Origin of the sequence: Streptococcus sp. 116-D4 (genome assembly GCF_009731465.1) — a bacterium.
In the GTDB taxonomy this organism is placed as follows: domain Bacteria; phylum Bacillota; class Bacilli; order Lactobacillales; family Streptococcaceae; genus Streptococcus; species Streptococcus pseudopneumoniae_E.
This window is the reverse complement of the sequence record NZ_AP021887.1, coordinates 555,094-576,644: the sequence shown is the minus strand read 5'-3', so window position 1 is coordinate 576,644 and position 21,551 is coordinate 555,094. Positions and strand designations below refer to the sequence as shown.

General features: G+C 40.7%; 20 protein-coding genes and 1 pseudogene. 10 read left to right on the top strand and 11 right to left on the bottom strand.

Annotation, left to right across the window (positions count from 1 at the left end):
* Window positions 1-18 precede the first annotated feature (18 nt).
* From UKS_RS02965 to rpsO, 3 genes are all read right to left on the bottom strand, one after another.
* The gene (locus tag UKS_RS02965; protein ID WP_156011760.1) at window positions 19-774 is read right to left on the bottom strand and encodes an ABC transporter ATP-binding protein; all 756 of its coding nucleotides are present in this window, start codon (window positions 772-774) and stop codon (window positions 19-21) included.
* Window position 775: 1 nt separating this feature from the next.
* Window positions 776-1,822 (bottom strand): FecCD family ABC transporter permease, encoded by a 1,047-nt coding sequence (locus UKS_RS02960; protein ID WP_156011759.1) that lies wholly within the window; start codon window positions 1,820-1,822, stop codon window positions 776-778.
* 503 nt (window positions 1,823-2,325) lie between these two features.
* Window positions 2,326-2,595, bottom strand: coding sequence for a 30S ribosomal protein S15 (rpsO, locus tag UKS_RS02955; RefSeq protein WP_001018251.1), 270 nt, complete (start codon window positions 2,593-2,595; stop codon window positions 2,326-2,328).
* Window positions 2,596-3,092: 497 nt separating this feature from the next.
* Between rpsO and UKS_RS02950 the strand changes: the two genes are divergently transcribed.
* Both UKS_RS02950 and thrS read left to right on the top strand, forming a co-directional pair.
* Window positions 3,093-3,416, top strand: coding sequence for a MazG-like protein (locus UKS_RS02950; protein ID WP_173020448.1), 324 nt, complete (start codon window positions 3,093-3,095; stop codon window positions 3,414-3,416).
* Between the two features lie 55 nt (window positions 3,417-3,471).
* Window positions 3,472-5,415 (top strand): threonine--tRNA ligase, encoded by a 1,944-nt coding sequence (gene thrS, locus UKS_RS02945; protein WP_156011758.1) that lies wholly within the window; start codon window positions 3,472-3,474, stop codon window positions 5,413-5,415.
* Window positions 5,416-5,553: 138 nt separating this feature from the next.
* Here the strand turns inward: thrS and UKS_RS02940 are convergent, their stop codons facing one another.
* The 3 genes from UKS_RS02940 to UKS_RS02930 all read right to left on the bottom strand — a co-directional run bounded on the left by UKS_RS02940 (window position 5,554) and on the right by UKS_RS02930 (window position 8,711).
* Window positions 5,554-6,603: a TIGR00341 family protein gene (locus UKS_RS02940; RefSeq protein ID WP_156011757.1), complete on the bottom strand. Its 1,050-nt coding sequence runs from the start codon at window positions 6,601-6,603 to the stop codon at window positions 5,554-5,556.
* Between the two features lie 463 nt (window positions 6,604-7,066).
* Window positions 7,067-8,041 carry a HAMP domain-containing histidine kinase gene (locus UKS_RS02935; RefSeq protein ID WP_156011756.1) on the bottom strand — a complete coding sequence of 325 codons (975 nt, stop codon included), beginning with the start codon at window positions 8,039-8,041 and terminating at the stop codon, window positions 7,067-7,069.
* A complete protein-coding gene (locus tag UKS_RS02930; protein ID WP_000548990.1) occupies window positions 8,034-8,711 on the bottom strand; it encodes a response regulator transcription factor in 678 nt (225 codons plus the stop codon). The genes UKS_RS02935 and UKS_RS02930 overlap by 8 nt, the downstream gene beginning before the upstream one ends.
* A 120-nt stretch (window positions 8,712-8,831) precedes the next feature.
* Between UKS_RS02930 and UKS_RS02925 the strand changes: the two genes are divergently transcribed.
* A complete protein-coding gene (locus UKS_RS02925; RefSeq protein WP_156011755.1) occupies window positions 8,832-9,905 on the top strand; it encodes a DUF2974 domain-containing protein in 1,074 nt (357 codons plus the stop codon).
* 510 nt (window positions 9,906-10,415) lie between these two features.
* Here UKS_RS02925 and UKS_RS02920 read toward each other — a convergent pair.
* Both UKS_RS02920 and UKS_RS02915 read right to left on the bottom strand, forming a co-directional pair.
* Window positions 10,416-10,853, bottom strand: coding sequence for an Rrf2 family transcriptional regulator (locus UKS_RS02920; RefSeq protein ID WP_156011754.1), 438 nt, complete (start codon window positions 10,851-10,853; stop codon window positions 10,416-10,418).
* Between the two features lie 75 nt (window positions 10,854-10,928).
* Window positions 10,929-11,771, bottom strand: coding sequence for a metallophosphoesterase family protein (locus tag UKS_RS02915; protein WP_173020447.1), 843 nt, complete (start codon window positions 11,769-11,771; stop codon window positions 10,929-10,931).
* Between the two features lie 111 nt (window positions 11,772-11,882).
* Between UKS_RS02915 and UKS_RS02910 the strand changes: the two genes are divergently transcribed.
* The 4 genes from UKS_RS02910 (at window position 11,883) to UKS_RS02890 (ending at window position 15,311) form a co-directional block, all read left to right on the top strand.
* Window positions 11,883-12,533, top strand: a complete 651-nt coding sequence (locus UKS_RS02910; protein WP_156011752.1) for a metal-dependent transcriptional regulator — start codon at window positions 11,883-11,885, stop codon at window positions 12,531-12,533.
* Between the two features lie 117 nt (window positions 12,534-12,650).
* A complete protein-coding gene (locus UKS_RS02900; RefSeq protein WP_156011751.1) occupies window positions 12,651-13,358 on the top strand; it encodes a nicotinamide mononucleotide transporter in 708 nt (235 codons plus the stop codon).
* 122 nt (window positions 13,359-13,480) lie between these two features.
* The gene (locus tag UKS_RS02895; protein WP_156011750.1) at window positions 13,481-13,894 is read left to right on the top strand and encodes a hypothetical protein; all 414 of its coding nucleotides are present in this window, start codon (window positions 13,481-13,483) and stop codon (window positions 13,892-13,894) included.
* Between the two features lie 160 nt (window positions 13,895-14,054).
* Window positions 14,055-15,311 carry an ISL3 family transposase gene (locus UKS_RS02890; RefSeq protein WP_173020491.1) on the top strand — a complete coding sequence of 419 codons (1,257 nt, stop codon included), beginning with the start codon at window positions 14,055-14,057 and terminating at the stop codon, window positions 15,309-15,311.
* 41 nt (window positions 15,312-15,352) lie between these two features.
* Here the strand turns inward: UKS_RS02890 and dtd are convergent, their stop codons facing one another.
* A complete protein-coding gene (dtd, locus tag UKS_RS02885) occupies window positions 15,353-15,796 on the bottom strand; it encodes a D-aminoacyl-tRNA deacylase (RefSeq protein ID WP_156011748.1) in 444 nt (147 codons plus the stop codon).
* 30 nt (window positions 15,797-15,826) lie between these two features.
* The gene (locus UKS_RS02880; protein ID WP_156011747.1) at window positions 15,827-18,049 is read right to left on the bottom strand and encodes a RelA/SpoT family protein; all 2,223 of its coding nucleotides are present in this window, start codon (window positions 18,047-18,049) and stop codon (window positions 15,827-15,829) included.
* A gap of 324 nt (window positions 18,050-18,373) precedes the next feature.
* Between UKS_RS02880 and UKS_RS02875 the strand changes: the two genes are divergently transcribed.
* From UKS_RS02875 to UKS_RS02865, 3 genes and pseudogenes are all read left to right on the top strand, one after another.
* Entirely contained in the window at window positions 18,374-19,807 is a 1,434-nt protein-coding gene (locus tag UKS_RS02875) for an N-acetylmuramoyl-L-alanine amidase (protein ID WP_156011746.1), read from the top strand.
* Between the two features lie 247 nt (window positions 19,808-20,054).
* Entirely contained in the window at window positions 20,055-20,684 is a 630-nt protein-coding gene (locus UKS_RS02870) for an MBL fold metallo-hydrolase (RefSeq protein WP_049495005.1), read from the top strand.
* A 22-nt stretch (window positions 20,685-20,706) separates the two neighbouring features.
* Window positions 20,707-21,185 (top strand): annotated as a pseudogene (locus tag UKS_RS02865) (transposase); the annotation flags it as partial.
* A gap of 189 nt (window positions 21,186-21,374) precedes the next feature.
* On the opposite strand, the gene UKS_RS09700 reads toward UKS_RS02865, so the two are convergent.
* The gene (locus tag UKS_RS09700) at window positions 21,375-21,539 is read right to left on the bottom strand and encodes a hypothetical protein (protein ID WP_173020446.1); all 165 of its coding nucleotides are present in this window, start codon (window positions 21,537-21,539) and stop codon (window positions 21,375-21,377) included.
* Between the last annotated feature and the right edge of the window lie 12 nt (window positions 21,540-21,551).

Sequence of the window (21,551 nt, the reverse complement as noted above, 5' to 3'; positions counted from 1 at the left end):
TTGTTTTCCTTTTCAATCTTATAAATAGTGAATCATAGCTTGCTGATCCTCGGTCCAAGTCACCTGACTTTGAACTCCGTATACAGTTTGCAATGACTCAGAGGTGATAGTCTCCTTTGGAGTCCCTTGGTAAAGGATTTCTCCCTCTTTCATTAGATAGAGATAATCCGAATAGCGACAAGCAAGTTGAATATCATGCAGGACAGCTAGGACATTGACCTTGAGTTCCTTCACAATAGCCAACAAGTCTAGCTGATACTTGATATCCAGGTGATTGGTTGGTTCGTCTAGGAGTAAGAGAGTCGGTTCTTGCGCCAAGGCGCGGGCTAACAAAACTCGCTGTTTCTCTCCCCCCGACAGGGACGAATAGAGACGAGTTTTCTTCTCGAGCATATCCACCTTAACGAGGGCATCTTGAACGAGCACATAATCCCTTTCCTTTTCCTTTTGTAGAAAAGAGAGGTGGGGAGTTCTTCCCAGCAAGACGATTTCCTCAACGGTACAATCAAACTGCAGTTGATTAAACTGGGTCACAACTGCCATTTGCTTGGCTGTTTCTTTGAGCGTCCATTGTTCCAGAGGCTTTCCATCTAGACTTATCAAGCCTTTGTCCACCTTTTCCTGACGATAGAGGAGTTTAAGTAGACTGGTTTTCCCGCTTCCATTTGGTCCTAATATCGTGTGAAATTGATGCCCTTCAACTTTAAGAGAGACTCCTTTGAGGATTTTTTTCTCTCCTAGCCCAAAGTGGACATCCCGACAAATCAAGTCCATATCAGACCCTCACCTCCCTTCGCCTACCTCCAACAATGTAGATAAAGAAGGGAGCACCTACTAGGGCTGTGAAAATACCTATAGGAAGCTCTGCATTTGGAATGATGATACGAGAGAGTACATCTGCCCAAATGACAAAGAGGGCACCTAGCAAGGTTGCAACAGGAAAAAGCCTCTTGTAATTCGTTCCTACTAACCCTCGAGCTAAATGTGGAGTAATCAGACCGACAAATCCAATAATCCCACAGGTCGCCACTAAGACTGCTGTCAGCACAGCCACCATGGTCACATAAAGATACCAATAAAAGCGTAAGGGAATCCCCAATGTTAAAGCAGCCTCATCTCCCATCATCATCGCATTGAAAACACGATACTGAGTAGAAAAAAATAGAAAGGCCATTCCTACTACTATAGTTGGCAGGACCAAGTCTGCCCATGAAGTCCCAGCGAGCGAACCCATTGTCCAAAACTTAATGGTCATCACACTATCCGCATTAGCTCCAACTGAGATAATAAAGTTGGAAAAAGCCAGAAAGAGAGCGTTGACCACCGTTCCTGATAAGATCAGACTGGAAGTCGTCATCCTTCCCTGAATAGAGGCAATGATGAGGACAGCAATTGTTGCCAAAATAGCGCCAAGAAAAGCTCCAAGGCTAATCATCACTTTTAAACCAAGAATGATGCTCAAGGTTGCCCCTAGAGTTGCACCCGCAGATATTCCTAAGACATAAGGCTCTGCGATGGGATTGTTCACTGTAGACTGCATCACGCTACCACACATAGAAAGACCAGCCCCCACTATCAAACCTAACAATACTCGGGGGAATCTCATGTTCCATACAATGGCAAGAGTAGACTTGGAAACCTCTCCTATTTCAAGAGGAAAACCCAACCTGCTCAAAATAATCCGATAGGTATCTCCTAGATCAATCGCAACGGATCCCATTGAAACTGCTAGAAAGAGAGAAATACCTAAAATACCTAGCAAGATACCTAAAAGTAACACAAATTGCAGGTCTTGTCGGCTTCCAGAAAATTTGGAAAGCATGTAAACCTCCTTTGATAGAATCTTAAAAATTTAGAAAATTCTCATGAAAAGTATACCATATTTTCAACTAGGTAACAAGCTGAGAACAAATGAATATCGTTGGTTTGATTGTGCTAGGAAGTATAAGCAAAGATAATACTTGTGCATACAAAGGTAAGGCAACAACATAAAAAGCCCTCTGAAGTCAGAGAGCTAATTTGAGCTCGGGCTAAAATCCTAGTGAAAAAGATGAAACTCCTTGTGTTCATCGAACACTGTGTCATTTCCCTATTTTCATACGGATTTCTTACGCCCTTAGCATCATAATTCTTGCTGGATAAACCGTTTATAGACTAGACGGCGAGGAGAAGAATGTACGAAACTTTCAGTGAAACAAAAAAATCTCCCCGAAGGGAGAATATCTGGATTATTTTACCTTACAGTGCTAGGAACCGTAACCGAAGATTATACTTGAGTATATCGAGGTAAGGTGACAACGCAATGTAAGTGGAAAATAAAGCAGATTAACGACGAAGTCCAAGAGAGTTGATTAACTCACGGTAACGGTTAACGTCGTTTTTACGCAAGTATGCAAGCAAGTTACGACGGCGACCGATTTTCTTCATCAATCCACGGTAAGTAGCGTGGTCTTTTTTGTGTTGTTTGATGTGTTCGTTAAGGTGGTTGATTTCCCAAGTAAGGACAGCAACTTGAACCTCTACTGAACCTGTATCACCTTCGTGACGTGCATATTGTGCGATAATTTCATTTTTTTTCTCTTTTGAGATTGCCATGATGTTTCTCCTTTTTATTTGGCTTCATCTGAGTGACAGGTTGGCATGCCTGTAACCAAGAAGAAGTTATTTGTCTTTACGACAGTTCCTATTCTACCAATAACTAACTTCTTTGTCAACAAATTACTTTCCATGTGGTTCACTAGCATAATTAAGATTATCAACTTTTCTAATATTACCATATCTGATTGCAAACACCTTTCCAACAAGGAAATTCAAAAAAATCTAAAAATATCTTGAAAAATCTCACAATCATGCTATAATATTGCATAGAGACAAGTCACTTAGCCCCTTTCTACTAGAGAGTGCGTGGTTGCTGAAAACGCATAGGAAGCCTAAACTGATACTACTCTACTGACTTTTATGAAAACATAAAACGGTGGCCACGTTAGAGCCGATCAGAGGTGTCCCTCTTTTTTGAGGAACATAAATGAAGGTGGAACCACGTTGCGACGTCCTTTTTAGGATGTCGCAATTTTTTTATGAGGAGACTAACTATGGAGTTGCAAGAATTAGTGGAGCGCAGTTGGGCAATCCGACAAGCTTATCACGATCTGGAAGTTAAACATCATGATTCCAAGTGGACGGTAGAAGAAGACCTCTTGGCTTTATCGAATGATATTGGAAATTTCCAACGATTAGTGATGACCAAGCAAGGACGCTACTATGATGAAACACCCTACACACTGGAACATAAACTTTCAGAAAATATCTGGTGGCTAGTAGAACTTTCTCAACGTTTGGATATAGACATCCTGATGGAAATGGAAAACTTCCTCTCTGATAAAGAAAAGCAGTTGAACATTCAGACTAGGAAGTAGTCTCATAATAAAAAGTCAATGCTTAGAAACTATGAAATATAAAAAGGAGAAAACCATGATCAAAATTACTTTCCCAGATGGCGCTGTTCGTGAATTCGAATCTGGCGTTACAACTTTTGAAATTGCTCAATCAATCAGCAATTCCCTAGCTAAAAAAGCTCTTGCTGGTAAATTCAACGGCAAACTCATCGACACTACTCGTGCCATTACTGAAGATGGAAGCATCGAAATCGTGACACCTGATCACGAAGATGCTCTTCCAATCTTGCGTCACTCAGCTGCTCACTTGTTTGCTCAAGCCGCTCGTCGCCTTTTCCCAGACATTCACTTGGGAGTTGGCCCAGCCATCGAAGACGGTTTCTACTACGATACTGACAACACAGCTGGTCAAATCTCTAACGAAGACCTTCCTCGTATCGAAGAAGAAATGCAAAAAATCGTTAAGGAAAACTTCCCATCTATTCGTGAGGAAGTGACTAAAGATGAAGCGCGTGAAATTTTCAAAAACGACCCTTACAAATTAGAATTGATTGAAGAACACTCAGAAGACGAAGGTGGTTTGACCATTTACCGCCAAGGTGAATACGTTGACCTTTGCCGTGGTCCACACGTCCCATCAACTGGTCGTATCCAAATCTTCCACCTTCTTAACGTAGCTGGTGCTTACTGGCGTGGAAATAGCGACAACGCCATGATGCAACGTATCTACGGTACAGCTTGGTTTGACAAGAAAGACTTGAAGAACTACCTTCAAATGCGTGAAGAAGCCAAAGAACGTGATCACCGTAAACTTGGTAAAGAGCTTGACCTCTTCATGATTTCTCAAGAGGTTGGTCAAGGGCTTCCATTCTGGTTACCAAATGGGGCTACTATCCGTCGTGAATTGGAGCGCTACATCGTCGACAAGGAAATCGCTGCTGGTTACCAACACGTCTACACTCCACCAATTGCCTCAGTAGAACTTTACAAGACTTCTGGTCACTGGGATCACTACCGTGAAGATATGTTCCCAACTATGGATATGGGTGATGGGGAAGAATTCGTTCTTCGTCCAATGAACTGTCCTCACCATATCGAAGTCTTTAAACATCACGTTCACTCTTACCGTGAATTGCCAATCCGTATTGCTGAAATCGGTATGATGCACCGCTATGAGAAATCAGGTGCCCTAACTGGTCTTCAACGTGTACGTGAAATGTCACTTAATGACGGTCACACTTTCGTAACACCTGAACAAATTAAAGATGAGTTCCAACGTACGCTTCAATTGATTATCGATGTTTACGAAGATTTCAACTTGACTGACTATCGTTTCCGTTTGTCATACCGCGACCCTCAAGATACTCACAAATATTTTGATAATGATGAAATGTGGGAAAATGCTCAACGTATGTTGAAATCAGCTATGGATGACATGGGACTTGACTACTTTGAAGCTGAAGGGGAAGCAGCCTTCTACGGACCAAAATTGGATATCCAAGTTAAGACTGCCCTTGGAAAAGAAGAAACACTTTCTACGATCCAGCTTGACTTCTTGCTTCCAGAACGCTTCGACCTCAAATACATTGGAGCTGATGGTGAAGAACACCGTCCAGTTATGATTCACCGTGGTGTTATTTCAACCATGGAACGCTTCACAGCTATCTTGATTGAAAACTACAAGGGTGCCTTCCCAACATGGCTTGCACCACACCAAGTAACCCTCATCCCAGTATCTAACGAGAAACATGTGGACTACGCTTGGGAAGTGGCTAAGAAACTCCGTGACCGCGGTGTCCGTGCAGATGTAGATGAGCGCAATGAAAAAATGCAGTTCAAGATTCGTGCTTCACAAACAAGCAAAATTCCTTACCAATTGATTGTTGGAGACAAGGAAATGGAAGACGGAACAGTCAACGTTCGTCACTATGGACAAAAAGAAACACAAACTGTCCCAGTAGATGAGTTTGTAGCAGCAATCCTTGCTGATATCGCTAACAAATCACGCGTTGAGAGATAAGGGATAACATTCTAGCTAGCTAAAAAGCAACAACTGAAACAGTTGTTGCTTTTTCGATTTTATTTAATCTGAGCTAGTAGTGATTGGCCAAACCTCCACACAAGATTTGCTTTCATGAGTTGGATAAGGTCAATATCCTCAATCCTTGTCTGCCTCTTTTTCTTTTACGAGGTCTTTTTGTGAATCTTTTTCAGAGAGTTTTTGATCGATATACTGGTTAATGGTTTCGTAAAATTCCTTGGTCGTCTCACTATCTATTTTTGTCGAATTATGGACTTGATTGACTTTCAATTGAACAGATTGAATACCGTAAGAGGCTTGTTTTTGGTGGAGCGTTTCTAACTCTTCTTCTGAAATCGGATCTCCAACAACTGTCAAGACCAATTCATTATTCCTTGACTTGTAGACTTGATTAATGACCGTATGATTGGCGAACTCTTTGCCTACAAACTTTTTAATCCCTTCTTTTCGCGCTTGATCTATCGTCAGAGTGACTGCTGAATAGCTGGCTGGAAGAATCAATAATACAATCAAGATTATCAATCCAATTCTCATTTTAACATTGAGCTCTTTAAATGAACTTAAGGGAGATTTTCTAATCAAAATTCTTGTTCCAACAATATTGGTTAGCATGATAAAGACACAGTTGATCAAGAAAAGATAGAGAGCTCCAAATAAAAATCGTACATTTCCAGTAGCTAAACCATAGCCTGCAGTACAGATAGGTGGCATCAGGGCTGTTGCGATGGCTACTCCTGGCACGATATTATTTGCTTCTTTTTTCCTTGAACCAATTACACCTGCTATCCCACCAGCAATAGCAATGAGAACATCCCAGATAGTTGGAGAAGTTCGTGCAATCAACTCGCTACTTTCATAAGATAAGGGAGAAATCCAGAAATACAGAGTCGATACAAGCAAACTGACCAATACTTGAGTAAATAAAACCTCTAGAGATTGCTTGATTAAACGCGTATCAAAAATAGCTAAACCAAACCCCAGTCCAACAATCGGTGTCATAAGAGGGGAAATCAGCATGGCTCCAATAATGACAGCTGTTGAGTTCATATTTAAACCTATAGAGGCAATAAAAATCGCACACATCAAAATCACTATATCTCTTAATCGAACATGAAGATCATCATATAGTTTCTCGCGAAATTCACGTGTTGAATAGTTTCGGGTCATTGGTTACTCCTTTTATTTCATATAATTTTGTTTCTGCCTAGATGATGGTAGAGAGACTTCTGTCCAATCTTACATATTTTAAATGCTCACCTGTTATTCTTTTGAAAATGATCCTTTAAATATCCATCAATCTATCCTTAACATTATACCAAAAATGTTACAGTATTTATATGAAGAAATCTATAAATTTAACAGATAGTTAAAGCCAGAAATTTTTGTATCCTTATCCGAAAAAGAAAAACGATATCTCCTCTGAAAGAAGATGCCGTTTTAATCGTTAAACAGGATGAGTGTGTTTGACAATCCATTTCTCCATTTTGATGTTCAACTAGAAACGTTCAATCATTCAGAATCAACACTCCGACTGCAAGAGTGTAAAAAATATTATTGTAGACTACTCAATGCCATTAAGTTAAGAAATTCAAATACATTTCGTCTTATCCTGGGTTCTTATCTATTGTGCTTACTCAAGGACTAGGTTCACTTGAGCAAATTGAATCCGCACTGTCGTTCCTTTTCCAACCTCAGACTCAATGCGAATCTGGTGACCCAGTTCTTCAGAAATTTTCTTAGATAGATAGAGGCCAAGTCCAGATGACTGCTGGGTCAGGCGCCCATTATAGCCTGAAAAGCCACGTTCAAAGACTCGGAGGACATCACTGTTTTTTATCCCGATTCCCGTATCCTTGATACAGAGTTCCTGGCCTTCCATATAAATCTCCAGACCACCTTCCTTGGTGTACTTGAGACTATTTGAGATAATTTGTTCAATGACCACTAGTAGCCACTTCTTATCCGTCACGATTTCTTTATCAAGGTCATGTAGATTGACATTTAGGCCTTTTTGAATAAAGAAAAGAGCGTATTTACGAATTATTTCCTTGATAAGGTCCTCAATTTGAACCTGCTTTAAGACCAAATCATCATGGAAACTTTCTAAACGCAGGTACTGCAACACCAGATTGGTATAGGAGTCAATCTTGAAGATTTCCTGTTCCAATTGCTGCTTTAATTGGCGGTCGGCTACTTCTGCAACTAAGAGTTGACTGGCTGCAATGGGGGTCTTAATCTGATGGACCCATAAGGTATAGTAATCCAGCAAATCCGTCAGTTTTCTTTCTGAATCTGACCTCTGCTGATAGAGTTCCATCTCACGCGCTTCTAGTTTCTCAGCCAAGGCTCTTTCCAATGGAGATTTTGCTTCCCTCTCACCATAGAGAAGTTCCTGGCGATAGATCTGCATTTCCACCAATATGTCCCAAGCGAAAAATAAAATAGTTACAAAGCAACACAAGAGGAAAAAGTAGAGAAAGTAAATTCCTAGACTGGTAAATAAAAACTGAAAGAGCAAGACCAGAAACGTCAAAGCAAGCAGATAGACAAACAGACGACTACGGGAACGCAAATAATCTAGAAAAAATTGTTTCCAATCAAGCATGCTTCAGTCCGTACCCTATCCCTTTCTTGGTCTCGATAAATCCTATCAAGCCCTGCTCTTCCAATTTTTTACGCAAACGAGCCACATTGACAGAGAGGGTATTATCATCAATGAAAAAATCACTGTTCCAAAGTTCCCGCATCAGGTCATCACGCGCTACGATATTGCCCGCATGCTCAAATAAAACTCGTAAAATCTGGAATTCATTCTTGGTCAAATTCAAGACTTGTCCTTGATAATGTAAATCCATGGATTTGGTATTGAGAATCACACCAGCATATTCCAGTAAACTCTCGTCACGCCCAAACTCATAGGAACGACGCAACAAGCCTTGAACCTTGGCTAAGAGAACCTGCTGGTCAAAAGGCTTGGTCACAAAGTCATCCGCCCCCATATTGATTGCCATGACGATATCCATAGCTTGGTCTCTCGAAGACAGAAACATGATAGGTACCTTGGAAATCTTGCGAATCTCCTGACACCAGTGATAGCCATTAAATAAGGGCAAACCAATATCCATGAGGACCAGATGAGGCTCCGACTGGACAAATAAACTCAACACTTCCATAAAGTCTTCTACCAGGACTACTTCAAATCCCCATTCAGAGAGCATTTTACCGACCTGTTGACGAATGACCTGATCATCTTCTACTAATAAAATCTTGTGCATGCGCTCCTCCTTTTCTATTATTATAACAGATTTTTCCATACTAGAAAGTCTGAAAATGAAACAATCCTACTAGCTAATTTGAGGAAAATTTGATAAGATAAAGAAAAGAAAGGAGCACCTATGGCTAATATTTTTGACTATCTGAAAGATGTCGCATACGATTCCTTTTACGACCTTCCTATAAATGAATTAGACATTCTAGCCTTAACAGAAATCACCTACCTCTCCTTTGATAATCTGGTCTCCATAACTCCTCAGCGACTTTTAGACCTGGCTCCTCAGGTTCCAAGGAAGACTAACATGCTGACCAGCAAAAATCACCTCCAGTTATTGGACGAACTGGCTCAACACAAGCGCTTCAAAAATTGTAAACTCTCCCATTTTATCAATGACATTGACCCTGAATTGCAAAAGCAGTTTGCGGCTATGACCTACCGCCTCACTCTCGATACCTATCTGATTGTCTTTCGTGGAACTGATGACAGCATCATTGGCTGGAAGGAAGATTTCCACCTGACCTATATGAAGGAAATTCCTGCTCAAAAGCACGCCCTACGTTATTTAAGAAATTTTCTTATCCACCATCCTAAGCAAAAGGTCATTCTGGCTGGACATTCCAAGGGAGGAAATCTAGCTATCTATGCTGCTAGTCAAGTTGAGCAAAACTTGCAAAATCAAATCACAGCAATTTATACCTTTGACGCGCCCGGTCTCCACACAGATTTGACACAAACCAAGGGCTATCAAAGGATAATGGATAGAACTAATGTTTTCATTCCACAAGGTTCCATTATCGGTATGATGCTGGAAATCCCTAACCAGCAAATCATCGTACACAGTACTGCCTTAGGTGGCATCGCCCAGCACGATACCTTTAGTTGGCAGATTGAGGACAAGCACTTCGTTCAACTGGATAAAACTAACAGTGATAGCCAACAAGTAGACACAACCTTTAAGGAGTGGGTGGCCACAGTCCCTGACGAGGAACTACAGCTCTACTTTGACCTCTTCTTTGGCACTATTCTTGATGCTGGTATTACTTCTATCAATGACCTATCTTCCTTCAAGGCTATCGAACACATTCATCATCTCTTCGTCCAAGCGCAATCCCTCACTCCAGAAGAAAGGGAAACTATGGGACGCCTTACCCAGTTATTGATTGATACCCGTTACCAAGCCTGGAAAAATAGATAGTAGCTTTCAAAAATCAAATGTCTACAAAATAAAAGACTTAGAATACATACTTTCAGGTGTGTTCTAAGTCTTTTTAAATAGAATCTAATCGTTAATGAAACCCAAAGAGCAAACTAGGAAGCTAGCCGCAGATTGCTCAAAGTACAGCTTTGAGGTTGTAGATAAAGCTAACGTGTTTTGAAGAGATCTTCAAAGAGTTTAACTACAAAAGAATTCCTTTATTGGATAGCAAAATGATGACTAATAGTAGGACACAAAAAGCAAGGAAGAGCCATTTCATCTTGACACAGATCACTACTTACTCCCGAATAAAAGCAGATGGTATGTAGATAAAATTAACTTGAAATGAGGGATAATAAGAATAATACTGGATTTCACAAACTTCTATTATCCCTCTAAAATTACAGGATATAGGCTAATACAATTCCTATAACGAGAGGCATTTCTTCCTCCTTTTGTGAGTACATTTTATCATAATTAGCCAAAGAAAAAAGAGGGCATCTATCCCTCTCACTCCTTCATCTGACTCTCTGCATCAGCTACCACTTGCTCTAGACTGGTCTGACCAAGCTCTGCCTCCATAGCCAGCTGAATTCTCTCCAATTTTTGATCCAAAACATCATGAATATGAGCTCCTACAGGGCAATTTGGATTTGGATTATCATGGAAACTAAAGAGTTGACCTGTCTTACCAAGACACTCAACCGCTTGATAAACATCTAATAGACTAATATCTTTGAGATCCTTGACAATCTCTGTTCCGCCCGTTCCACGCGCGACTGAAATCAGCTCCGCCTTCTTCAACTGGGACAAGGTCTTTCTGATAATGACAGGATTGACCCCGACACTAGTAGCCAGAAAATCACTGGTCACCTTGCTTTCCTTCCCCTTGAGGGCAATGATTATCAGCATATGAGTCGCAATGGTAAATCTACTTGGAATTTGCATCCTCTCCTCCTTTTTACGAGGCTAGCCTGCCTCTACTCTTCTTTTTCTTTTATTATACCCTTTTTAGTTGTAATGTCAATCATTACCACCTTTTAACCAGGCATCTAATTCCCTGTCATAACCCTCTTTCTGAGCCAATTCTCTCAAAAATTCCTGATGATGAGTATGATGGATACCATTAACCAGACTTTCATAGTAAACCTCAAAATAAGGAAGTTTGAGATCTTTAGCCAGCTGTAATTCAGCTGCCACATCGTAATCCACCCGTCGGAAGTCCATATCTACCAAGCCCTTGTCATCAAACTCTAAAATCATATACTGGGCCCGCAAGTCCTTCCGCAACTGGGCATCTAGAAAGAAAGGTTGCCCAATCGAACCCGGATTGACAATCAATTGGCCACCAGTGCCGTAACGAAGCAACTGCTGATGGATATGACCATAAACAGCAATATCGCAAGGCGGATTGGTGACAAGACGATCAAAATCCTCTTGTTTTCCCAGATGAATCAACTCTCGTCCCCAGTTCTTATCAGGAAGATGATGGCTAATTCCCACCGTCAAATCCCCAAACTGACGATGAATCTGGAGTGGTTGATTGTGGAGCAGTTTAATTTCTTCTAGGGAAATTTCCTCTAAAACATACTGGCACTGGCGCAAGAGATAGCGTTGACTGGGACGAGTACTATCCAATTCCTTTCGGACACCATGCCACAGACTGTCTTCCCAGTTTCCCAAAACTCTAGCCGTAATCGGTAGTTGAGCCAACAAGTCCAAAATCCTTCTACGCCCTGTCCCTGGCATGAGAATATCTCCTAGAAGCCAGTATTCATCCACTCCTAGCTGCCGAGCATCTGCCAAAACAGCCTCCAAGGCGGTGGTATTTCCATGAATATCTGAAAGAAGAGCTATTTTCGTCATATCCATCTCCTCGTTTTTTCTCTTGCAATAAGTATAACATAAAAAGTCACAGCTAGAGAAATCTAGCTTTTTTTGATATACTAGATAAAGATATTAGACAAGAGGAAACGAATGACCCCGAATAAAGAAGATTATCTAAAGTGTATTTATGAAATTGGCTTAGATTTGCATAAAATTACCAATAAGGAAATTGCGGCTCGTATGCAAGTCTCCCCCCCTGCCGTAACTGAAATGATTAAACGGATGCAGAGCGAAAATCTCATCCTAAAGGACAAGGAATGTGGCTATCTACTGACTAACCTCGGCCTTAAACTGGTCTCTGAGCTCTATCGCAAACACCGCTTGATTGAAGTTTTTCTAGTTCATCATTTAGACTATACGAGTGACCAGATTCACGAGGAAGCTGAGGTATTGGAACATACTGTCTCTGAACTATTCGTGGAGAGACTAGAAAAATTACTTGGGTTCCCCAAGACCTGCCCTCACGGAGGAACTATTCCTGCCAAGGGAGAACTCTTGGTTGAAATCAACAACCTACCACTAGCTGATATTAAAGAGACTGGATCCTACCGCCTGACTCGAGTTCACGATAGTTTCGACATTCTCCATTATCTGGACAAGCACTCACTTCACATCGGTGATTCGCTCCAAGTCAAGCAGTTTGACGGCTTCAGCAATACCTTCACTATCCTCAGTAAAAACGAGGATTTCCAAGTAAGTATGGACATTGCCAAACAACTCTATGTCGAAAAAATCGACTAATTTCTCAAGTCCCCTACCAACCCTGAAAGCTTGATTTTCAGGGTTTTATTTCTATCATTTGATTTTACTCTCATTTAGTTGTAGAATGTTTGTAAAAAAAGAAAGATAGTTTAACCTATGAAAAAGTCACTAAAAATTTTTGCTACATCTAAATGGTTTGATCTTTTCGGAGTTGCTTTAGTCGTTGGAATTGCGATTGCATCTGGTTACCTCAACTCCCGTCTCGACAAATTCGTAGACTGGGGACCATGGACTGCCCTTATTCCCTTTGGATTGATTTCTGTAACCAACGTTGGGATTTCCATGTTATCCACTCGCTTCACGGGAAAATTAAGCAAATGGGGAAATTACTTTGGTATTGTTAATACCATTTTGTCCGGTGCTATTGATTATATCCTTGGAAATAAGGCGGCCATCATTACCTATCCCGTCACCTTCCTCATTTATACCTTTGCGATTAAGAAATGGGAAGCTTCGCAAGAAGGCAAACCCAACCAAATGAGCCAAAAACAGGTAAAATTGGCGGCCATCATCATTTCCATCATCGCCTTCCTCTTTGCCTTTGTGACCAACTATATTGGCTATGGAGGTAAGATGAATCTCCTTGCCTACGTAACAACTATTGCCTTTGGACTGTCCCTCATTGCCAACGCTTTGAACGCATTGAAACTAACAACTCAGTGGGGCTTTTGGTTGATTTACAATTTCGTTCAGCTGACAAAGGCTGGCATTCAAGGAAATTTTGCCAATATCGGAAAATACATCTTTTATATCCTCAATGCAATCGGAGCTTTATTTGTCTGGAATGATGAAGAAGTGGAATAATAAGAAGGAAATCCAATAAAGAAATCTAACAGAATCTCCTTACTAAAATTTTTTATCATTCCAGTTGAAACTTCCATTCTTTTGGAGTAGAATGAAGATAGATAAAAGAGGGAGGTTTTATCATGAAGAAAATCATCTACATCAAAATCACTCAACTCCTTGTCATTGATGGAATCATGCTGGCATTTTTGACATTTAAAGAGGGGCTTACTTGGGACTGGATTTTGATTTATAGCGGTTGGCTCATTTTCTTTCATCCTGTGCTATTGACCTATCTTTCCAACCAACTTTGTGATCACTTTAGTCAACTCTATTCCCAGATTAGACCGAAATTCTGGCGCTTTGCCTTACAAATTTTCCTATGGGATATCCTGTTCATTCTCTCTTTGCTGTTTTTAAGGGATGTCCCACTCTTCCTTCAGGGAACTCTCCTCATCCTAGGACATCTCATCCCTTCCTATCGTATAAGCCAGAGCCTGAAAAGAGACTTTCCAAAAGCTTATCAAGAACCCATTGCATTTTGGAGTATTTTATGATAGATAAGAAAAACCAAGCCCGTGAGCTTGGTTTTTCGGCTCTATAATATTTGTAGTGGGTAAATCCCCTATAGATATTATGGAGCCTATTTTGTTGTAGAAAAAAAGTTCCATATCATCTATAATGAAAAGCGATCAAACCATCATTAGAAAGAATCATATGGAACAATTACATTTTATCACAAAACTTCTCGATATTAAAGACCCAAACATCAAGATTCTAGATATCATCAATATGGATACCCACAAAGAAATTATCGCTAAGCTGGATTATGAGGCCCCTTCTTGTCCTGATTGTGGAAGTCTAATGAAGAAATATGACTTTCAAAAACCGTCTAAGATCCCTTACCTCGAAACAACTGGTATGCCTTCTAGAATTCTCCTTAGAAAACGCCGTTTTAAGTGCTATCAGTGCTCTAAAATGATGGTTGCTGAGACTTCTCTCGTCAAGAAGAATCATCAAATCCCTCGTATCATCAACCAAAAAATTGCTCAGAAGCTGATTGAAAAAACTTCTATGACCGATATTGCTCATCAGCTGTCCATTTCAACTTCAACTGTCATTCGCAAGCTCAATGACTTCCGTTTTAAGCATGATTTTTCTCGTCTTCCTGAAATTATGTCATGGGACGAGTACTCCTTTACAAAGGGAAAGATGAGTTTCATTGCTCAAGATTTTGATAAGCTCAATATCATCACTGTTCTTGAAGGCAGAACACAAGCTATCATTCGAAATCACTTTCTTAAATATGATAGAGTCGTTCGATGTCGAGTGAAAATCATTACGATGGATATGTTTAGTCCTTACTATGACTTGGCTAAACAGCTTTTTCCAAACGCTAAAATCGTGTTGGATCGTTTCCATATTATCCAACATCTCAGCCGTGCTATGAGTCGTGTGCGTGTCCAAATCATGAATCAGTTTGAGCGAAAATCCCATGAATACAAGGCTATCAAGCGTTACTGGAAGCTCATCCAACAGGATAGTCGAAAACTCAGCGATAAACGTTTTTATCGTCCTACTTTTCGTATTCACTTGACCAATAAAGAGATTCTAGACAAGCTTTTGAGCTATTCAGAAGACTTGAAACACCACTATCAGATCTATCAGCTCTTGCTTTTTCACTTTCAGAACAAAGACCCTGAGAAATTTTTCGGACTCATTGAGGACAATCTGAAGCAGGTTCATCCTATTTTTCAGACTGTCTTTAAAACCTTTCTAAAGAACAAAGAGAAAATCATCAACGCTCTTCAATTACCTTATTCCAACGCAAAATTGGAAGCGACCAATAATCTCATCAAACTTATCAAACGAAACGCCTTTGGATTTCGGAACTTTGAAAACTTCAAAAAAAGAATTTTTATAGCTCTGAACATCAAAAAAGAAAGGACGAATTTTGTCCTTTCTCGAGCTTAGCTGACTTCAACCCACTACAGTTGACAAAGAGCCGGTTTTTCTTATCTATTTTTAGTATCGAGGATAATGGTAACTGGCCCATCATTGACCAGCTCAACCTGCATATCCGCTCCAAAGATGCCTGTCTGAACGGGCACTTCCTTGGCTAGTTCTTGGTTAAATTCTTGATACAAAGTTTCTGCCATATCCGGTTTAGCTGCACCTGTAAAGGCTGGACGATTGCCTTTCTTAGTATCCGCAAAGAGGGTAAACTGAGAAATAGAGAGAATTTCTCCTTCAATATCTTTGACAGACAGGTTCATCTTGCCTTCTGCGTCTGAAAAAATTCGCATATTGACCAGTTTTCTTACTGCATAATCCAAATCTTCTTTTTGGTCCTCTGGTCCAACACCAACCAGCAATAAAAGGCCTTGGTTGATTTCTCCCTGCACCTGACCTTCAATGCTAACTTGGGCTTTTTTGACACGCTGAACGATAATTCTCATAGCAATCCTTTCTGATTATATCAAACCAACTTAACCATTGGTCCGTTTGACAGAGTAGACTTCTGGTACACTCTTAATCTTATCAACTACAGTGGTCAGCATTGAAAGGTTTGAAATTCCAAAGGAAACATGGATATTCGCAAACTTCATATCCTTGGTTGGTTGAGCGTTGACTGTTGAGATATTCTTAGTTGTGTTTGAAAGAACTTGCAGTACATCGTTCAACAGTCCTGTACGGTTAAGGCCGTAGATGTCGATATGGGCCATATACTCCTTATTTGAGCTAGAGTACTGGTCTTCCCACTCCACATCAAGGAGACGTTGCTCGTAGTTTTCTTGGGCACGCAGATTCATACAGTCCACACGGTGAATAGCCACACCACGACCCTTGGTAATGTAACCGACAATATCGTCACCAGGAACAGGATTACAACACTTGGCAATCCGCACGAGGAGACCTGAAGCACCTTCAATGACCACACCACCCTCATGCTTGACCTTGAGGGTTTCTTTGTTCTCAACCTTGACCTCGCCACCTTTGACAAGTTCTTCTGCCTCCGCCTTGGCCTTGGCACGTTCTTCTTCACGGCGTTCCTTTTCAGTCAGACGGTTAAAGACGGTAATAGCACCGATTTCTCCAAAACCAATAGCCGCAAAGAGGGATTCTTCTGTCTTGTAGCTGGTCTTTTGCAGAACTTGGTCCATGTGGCGCTTGTCCATGAATTTATTGGCCACATAGCCATTTTCTTGGAGCTGACTAATCAGCAATTCACGACCTTTATTGATGGACAATTCTTTGTCTTGGTTCTTAAAGAATTGACGAATCTTGTTTCGGGCTTTGCTGGTCTTGACCATATTGAGCCAGTCACGGCTTGGTCCAAATGAGTTTGGATTGGTGATGATTTCAACCTGATCACCTGTTTTTAGCTTGGTAGTCAATGGTACCATGCGGCCATTAACCTTGGCACCTGTTGCTTTTTCCCCAATTTTAGTATGAATCTCATAAGCAAAGTCAATCGGTCCTGAATCTTTTGGAAGGGAACGGACAGCTCCATCTGGGGTAAAGACATAAATCTCCTCAGCCAGATAGTTTTCCTTAACTGAATCGACAAATTCCTTGGCATCATCAGCCTGGTCTTGGAGCTCCATCATTTCCTTGATCCAGTTCATTCCAATGGCTGATTCCTTGCTGTTAACCTGCCCCTTGATGCCTTTCTTATAAGCCCAGTGAGCCGCAACCCCGTACTCAGCCACCTCGTGCATTTCCTTGGTCCGAATCTGGAACTCAATCGGGCCTTTTGGTCCGTAAACGGTCGTATGGATAGACTGGTAACCATTGGCCTTACGGTTGGCAATATAGTCCTTAAAGCGTCCAGGCATTGGTTTCCAAAGCTCATGGACATATCCCAACATGGCATAGACATCACTCTGAGTGTCTAGGATACAACGGATGGCAATTAGGTCATAGATCTCCTCAAAACGTTTTCTCTTATCCTGCATTTTGCGGAAAATCGAGTAAATATGCTTGGGACGACCGTAAATTTTCCCTTTCAAGTGACGATCCGTCGTATATTCCTCTAATTTTGTGACTACCTCATCCACCAAGGCCTCACGCTCTCTGCGCTTTTCCTTCATCATATGGGTAATCTTGTAAAATTCCGTTGGATTTAGATAACGGAAAGACAAGTCTTCCAACTCCCATTTGACACTCGAAATCCCCAAACGGTGGGCAAGTGGGGCATAGATTTCCATGGTTTCTTTGGAAATACGCTCCTGCTTGTCTTTTCGAAGATGTTTCAGGGTCCGCATATTGTGCAAGCGGTCAGACAATTTGACCAAGATAACGCGGATGTCCTCAGACATGGCCATGAGCATCTTGCGGTGATTTTCCGCTAATTGCTCCTCAATCGATTTGTACTCAACCTTACCAAGTTTGGTAACGCCATCGACAATCACGCGCACATCAGGTCCAAACTCTCTCTCCAAATCGTCCAAGGTCGCATCTGTATCTTCCACCACATCATGCAAGAAACCACAAGCTACCGTTACAGCATCCAGCTTGAGTTTGGCTAAAATACCTGCCACTTGGATAGGGTGGATAATGTAGGGTTCGCCAGATTTACGATACTGGCCACTGTGGCATTCCACAGCATAGACCAAGGCCTTATGGACAAAAGCCACATCTTCTTTCGATAAATATTTTTGCGTTAAAGCGACGACTTCATCGCCTGAATAAATTTCTTCTTTTGGCATGCAAACTCTCCCATTCTTCCTACCATTTTAACACTTTTTTGAGGATATGAAAACTAGAAAAAGAGGATTCTAAAGCTTATTCAAGTTATTAGGAAGGAGGATAAAAAAGATTCACACTAAAACAATAAAATTATCTGATTTTCATCTATCTTTTTTGATATAGGCTACACTAAAAGTCAGGGAAATGAAAACACATTCTTCTTTTTTCAATAAATAAGGTTTAATATTTTGGTAATTTTCTAACTTTTTTAGTGTATAATGGTAATAAGAACAGTTTTTTTACGATAATTACTGAAATTTCATTTCTCTAGAAAGGCAAATAAGATGAAATCACACAAAAGACTGACACTTTTAGCTTTGGCTTTTCTTGGACTAACAAACCAAGTCGTTTTAGCTGATGATACGAGTCGTTCTACTACTACCCCTATGACTAGTTCACCCAGTAGCTCAACAAGCAATTCTACAAATACTTCTGCTAGCAGTTCTCAAGCTAATACAGAAACTTCGTCAAGTACAGCTACTTCAAGTGAGCAAGAAAGCAAACCTTCTCTTTCTAGGGAAACCAAACCCAATCAACCTCTACAGACTGGCTGGGTAAAAGAAGGGAACAAGTGGACTTTTTATAGTCAAACTGGGGTCAAATTTACAGATACTCTCTATGATGGTTATTTCTTTGATAGTCATGGCTACTTGCTTGAAAACAGCTGGTACCAAATGGGAAATAATTGGTACTATATCAATGGTTCAGGTAAATATTTATCCAACCAGTGGAGCCAAATCAATGGCAAGTGGTATGCTTTTGATGACTACGGTAGAATGTTGGCCAATGTCTGGAAAGGCGATTACTACCTCAAAGCCAGTGGTGCTATGGCAGATAAGGAATGGGTCTACGACCAAAGCTACTTTAGTTGGTTTTACCTCAAGTCTGGTGGACGCTATGCCCAAAAACAATGGATTGGTTCCTACTACCTCAAATCTGGTGGCTACATGGCCCACAAAGAATGGATCTACGACCCAGACTATCAAGCTTGGTACTACCTGAAGGACGATGGTGTGTATGTCACAGGAACCTATGCTGTGGATGGTAAAAACCAGCTCTTCCAAGGGAATGGAAAATGGGTTCGTGAATTAGCACAAGGTTTTCAAAAAGGACATTACTCTAAAACTATTTTTCTCGATCCAGGACACGGTGGTAAGGATCGCGGGGCTTATTACTATGGTATAGCTGAAAAAGAATTGAACCTACAAGTTTATCGTAAGCTACGTAAACGTCTAGAAGGACTCGGCTATACCGTTCTCACCTCTCGAGATAGTGATATAGACGTTGATTTTATTACCGAGCGTTCTCGTATGGTCAACAAGACCAATGCTGACTTTTTCATCAGCCTTCATTTCAATGCAAAAGGGAATGATACAACCGTTAACCTGGGTATTCAGACCTATTCTTACAAGGATGAACCCGGTTTCCCTAGCAAGATTAACAAGGATTGGCACAACAATCCTGAACGGATGAGTGAAAGTAATCGTCTCGCAGCCGATATCCATTCTTCACTGCTAGCTGAAACTGGAGCTAGGGATGCCGGACTTTTGCAAGCAACCTTTGCCGTTCTTCGTGAAACAGCTAAACCAGCTGTTTTGCTAGAGATGGGCTATATGGATAATCCAGAAGAAAACCAAAAAATCCGCAACAATGACTATCAAGATAAACTGGTTGAAGGGATTGTCAAGGGAATCCAAAAATATTATGCTGGAAATTAAAGCAGTCTAAGCCTCGAACTAATTCGGGGCTTATTTTTTTATCTAAATCTAGTTCTTCTTTCTAGAACTATTCCCTTTTATGCTTATTCTCCCTAACTGTGCTATACTTAATTTATACTCAATGAAAATCAAAGAACAAACTAGCCGCAGGTTGCTTAAAGCACTACTTTGAGGTTGTAGATAAAGTTGACGCAGTTTGAAGAGATTTTCGAAGAGTATTAGTACATTCTTTGAGATTGGAGTTAGTATGAAAATCCATAAAACCGTGAATCCTGTTGCTTATGAAAATACCTATTACTTGGAAGGCGAAAAGTACCTCATCGTCGTTGATCCTGGTAGTCATTGGGACGCCATTCGTCAGACAATAGAGAACATCAACAAACCGATCTGTGCTATTCTATTGACCCACGCTCATTATGACCATATCATGAGTCTGGACTTGGTGCGCAAGACTTTTGGCAATCCTCCTGTCTATATCGCAGAGAGTGAAGCCAGCTGGCTCTATACTCCCGTCGATAATCTCTCTGGTCTCCCTCGCCACGATGATATGGCAGATGTGGTCGCAAAACCGGCTGAACGCACCTTTATCTTTCACGAAGAATACCAACTGGAGGACTTTCGTTTCACTGTCTTGCCAACACCAGGGCACTCTATCGGTGGTGTTTCTATCGTCTTTCCTGATGCTCATCTAGTCTTGACAGGAGATGCCCTATTTCGAGAAACAATTGGACGAACTGATCTTCCGACTGGTAGCATGGAGCAACTCCTTCATAGCATCCAGACCCAACTCTTCACCCTACCAAACTATGATGTCTATCCAGGGCATGGTCCAGCTACCACTATTGCTCACGAAAAGACCTTCAATCCTTTTTTCTAGCAATAATAACCACTCGTCTAAATGGCTTCGTCTTTCTGAATGCAGACAAGTTGTCTTAAACGACATGGTAGCTCTAGCTCAGCCTTTACCAGAGTATGACATCTTACGGTCAATTTCTGGCATCGCAGAAAACACAGCCACATCTACATTGGCAAATTGGGAGATAGTCGTCGCTTTTAGTCTGCCAAGCAAATCAACGCTTTTATTGGCACTGACCTGAGACACTATGAATCTGGGAACTTTCTCGCCAAGGAACACATTACTAAGCGAGGTAATCTCTATGCCAGAAAAATCTTGTTCGAGTGCATTCATAACATGGCTTCAGCTAGTCATGCCAATCCCTGCCATATCGCCAACTTTTATGAGAAACGAAAAAGACAATCGACAATAGCTTCAACCAAGCCACACGCGATTGCCTCTATACATCGTCTCATTCGAACAATGTATTCCCTCATTACGCATAACAAACTTTACGATTACTCTTTGACCCAAAATCGATAAGGCTATCTAAGCCGTATTATAACACCTTGTTTCAAAAATACCAGATGAGATGTTTTTTAGCATGCCCTTTTATGGATCAATAAGTAAAAAAAGAGATAAGACAGTAACCTCAGAATAGCTACTGTCTTATCTCTTTTTTTTCTTAAAGCCTTTGATATACTTGACAAATGCAAGAAAAGAGCCTTTTTATTATAAATATCTAAACAATGATAACAGAACTGAAAGAGTTACTAATACTACCACGATAATATAAAAAATAGATTTTCTATTTTTTACCTCATCTGGTTTCTCATAGCGTATTTCTTTGATACGTTTATGTATATCTTCATCTAATAGTTTATTTCTATCTGTCATTATTTTTCTCCT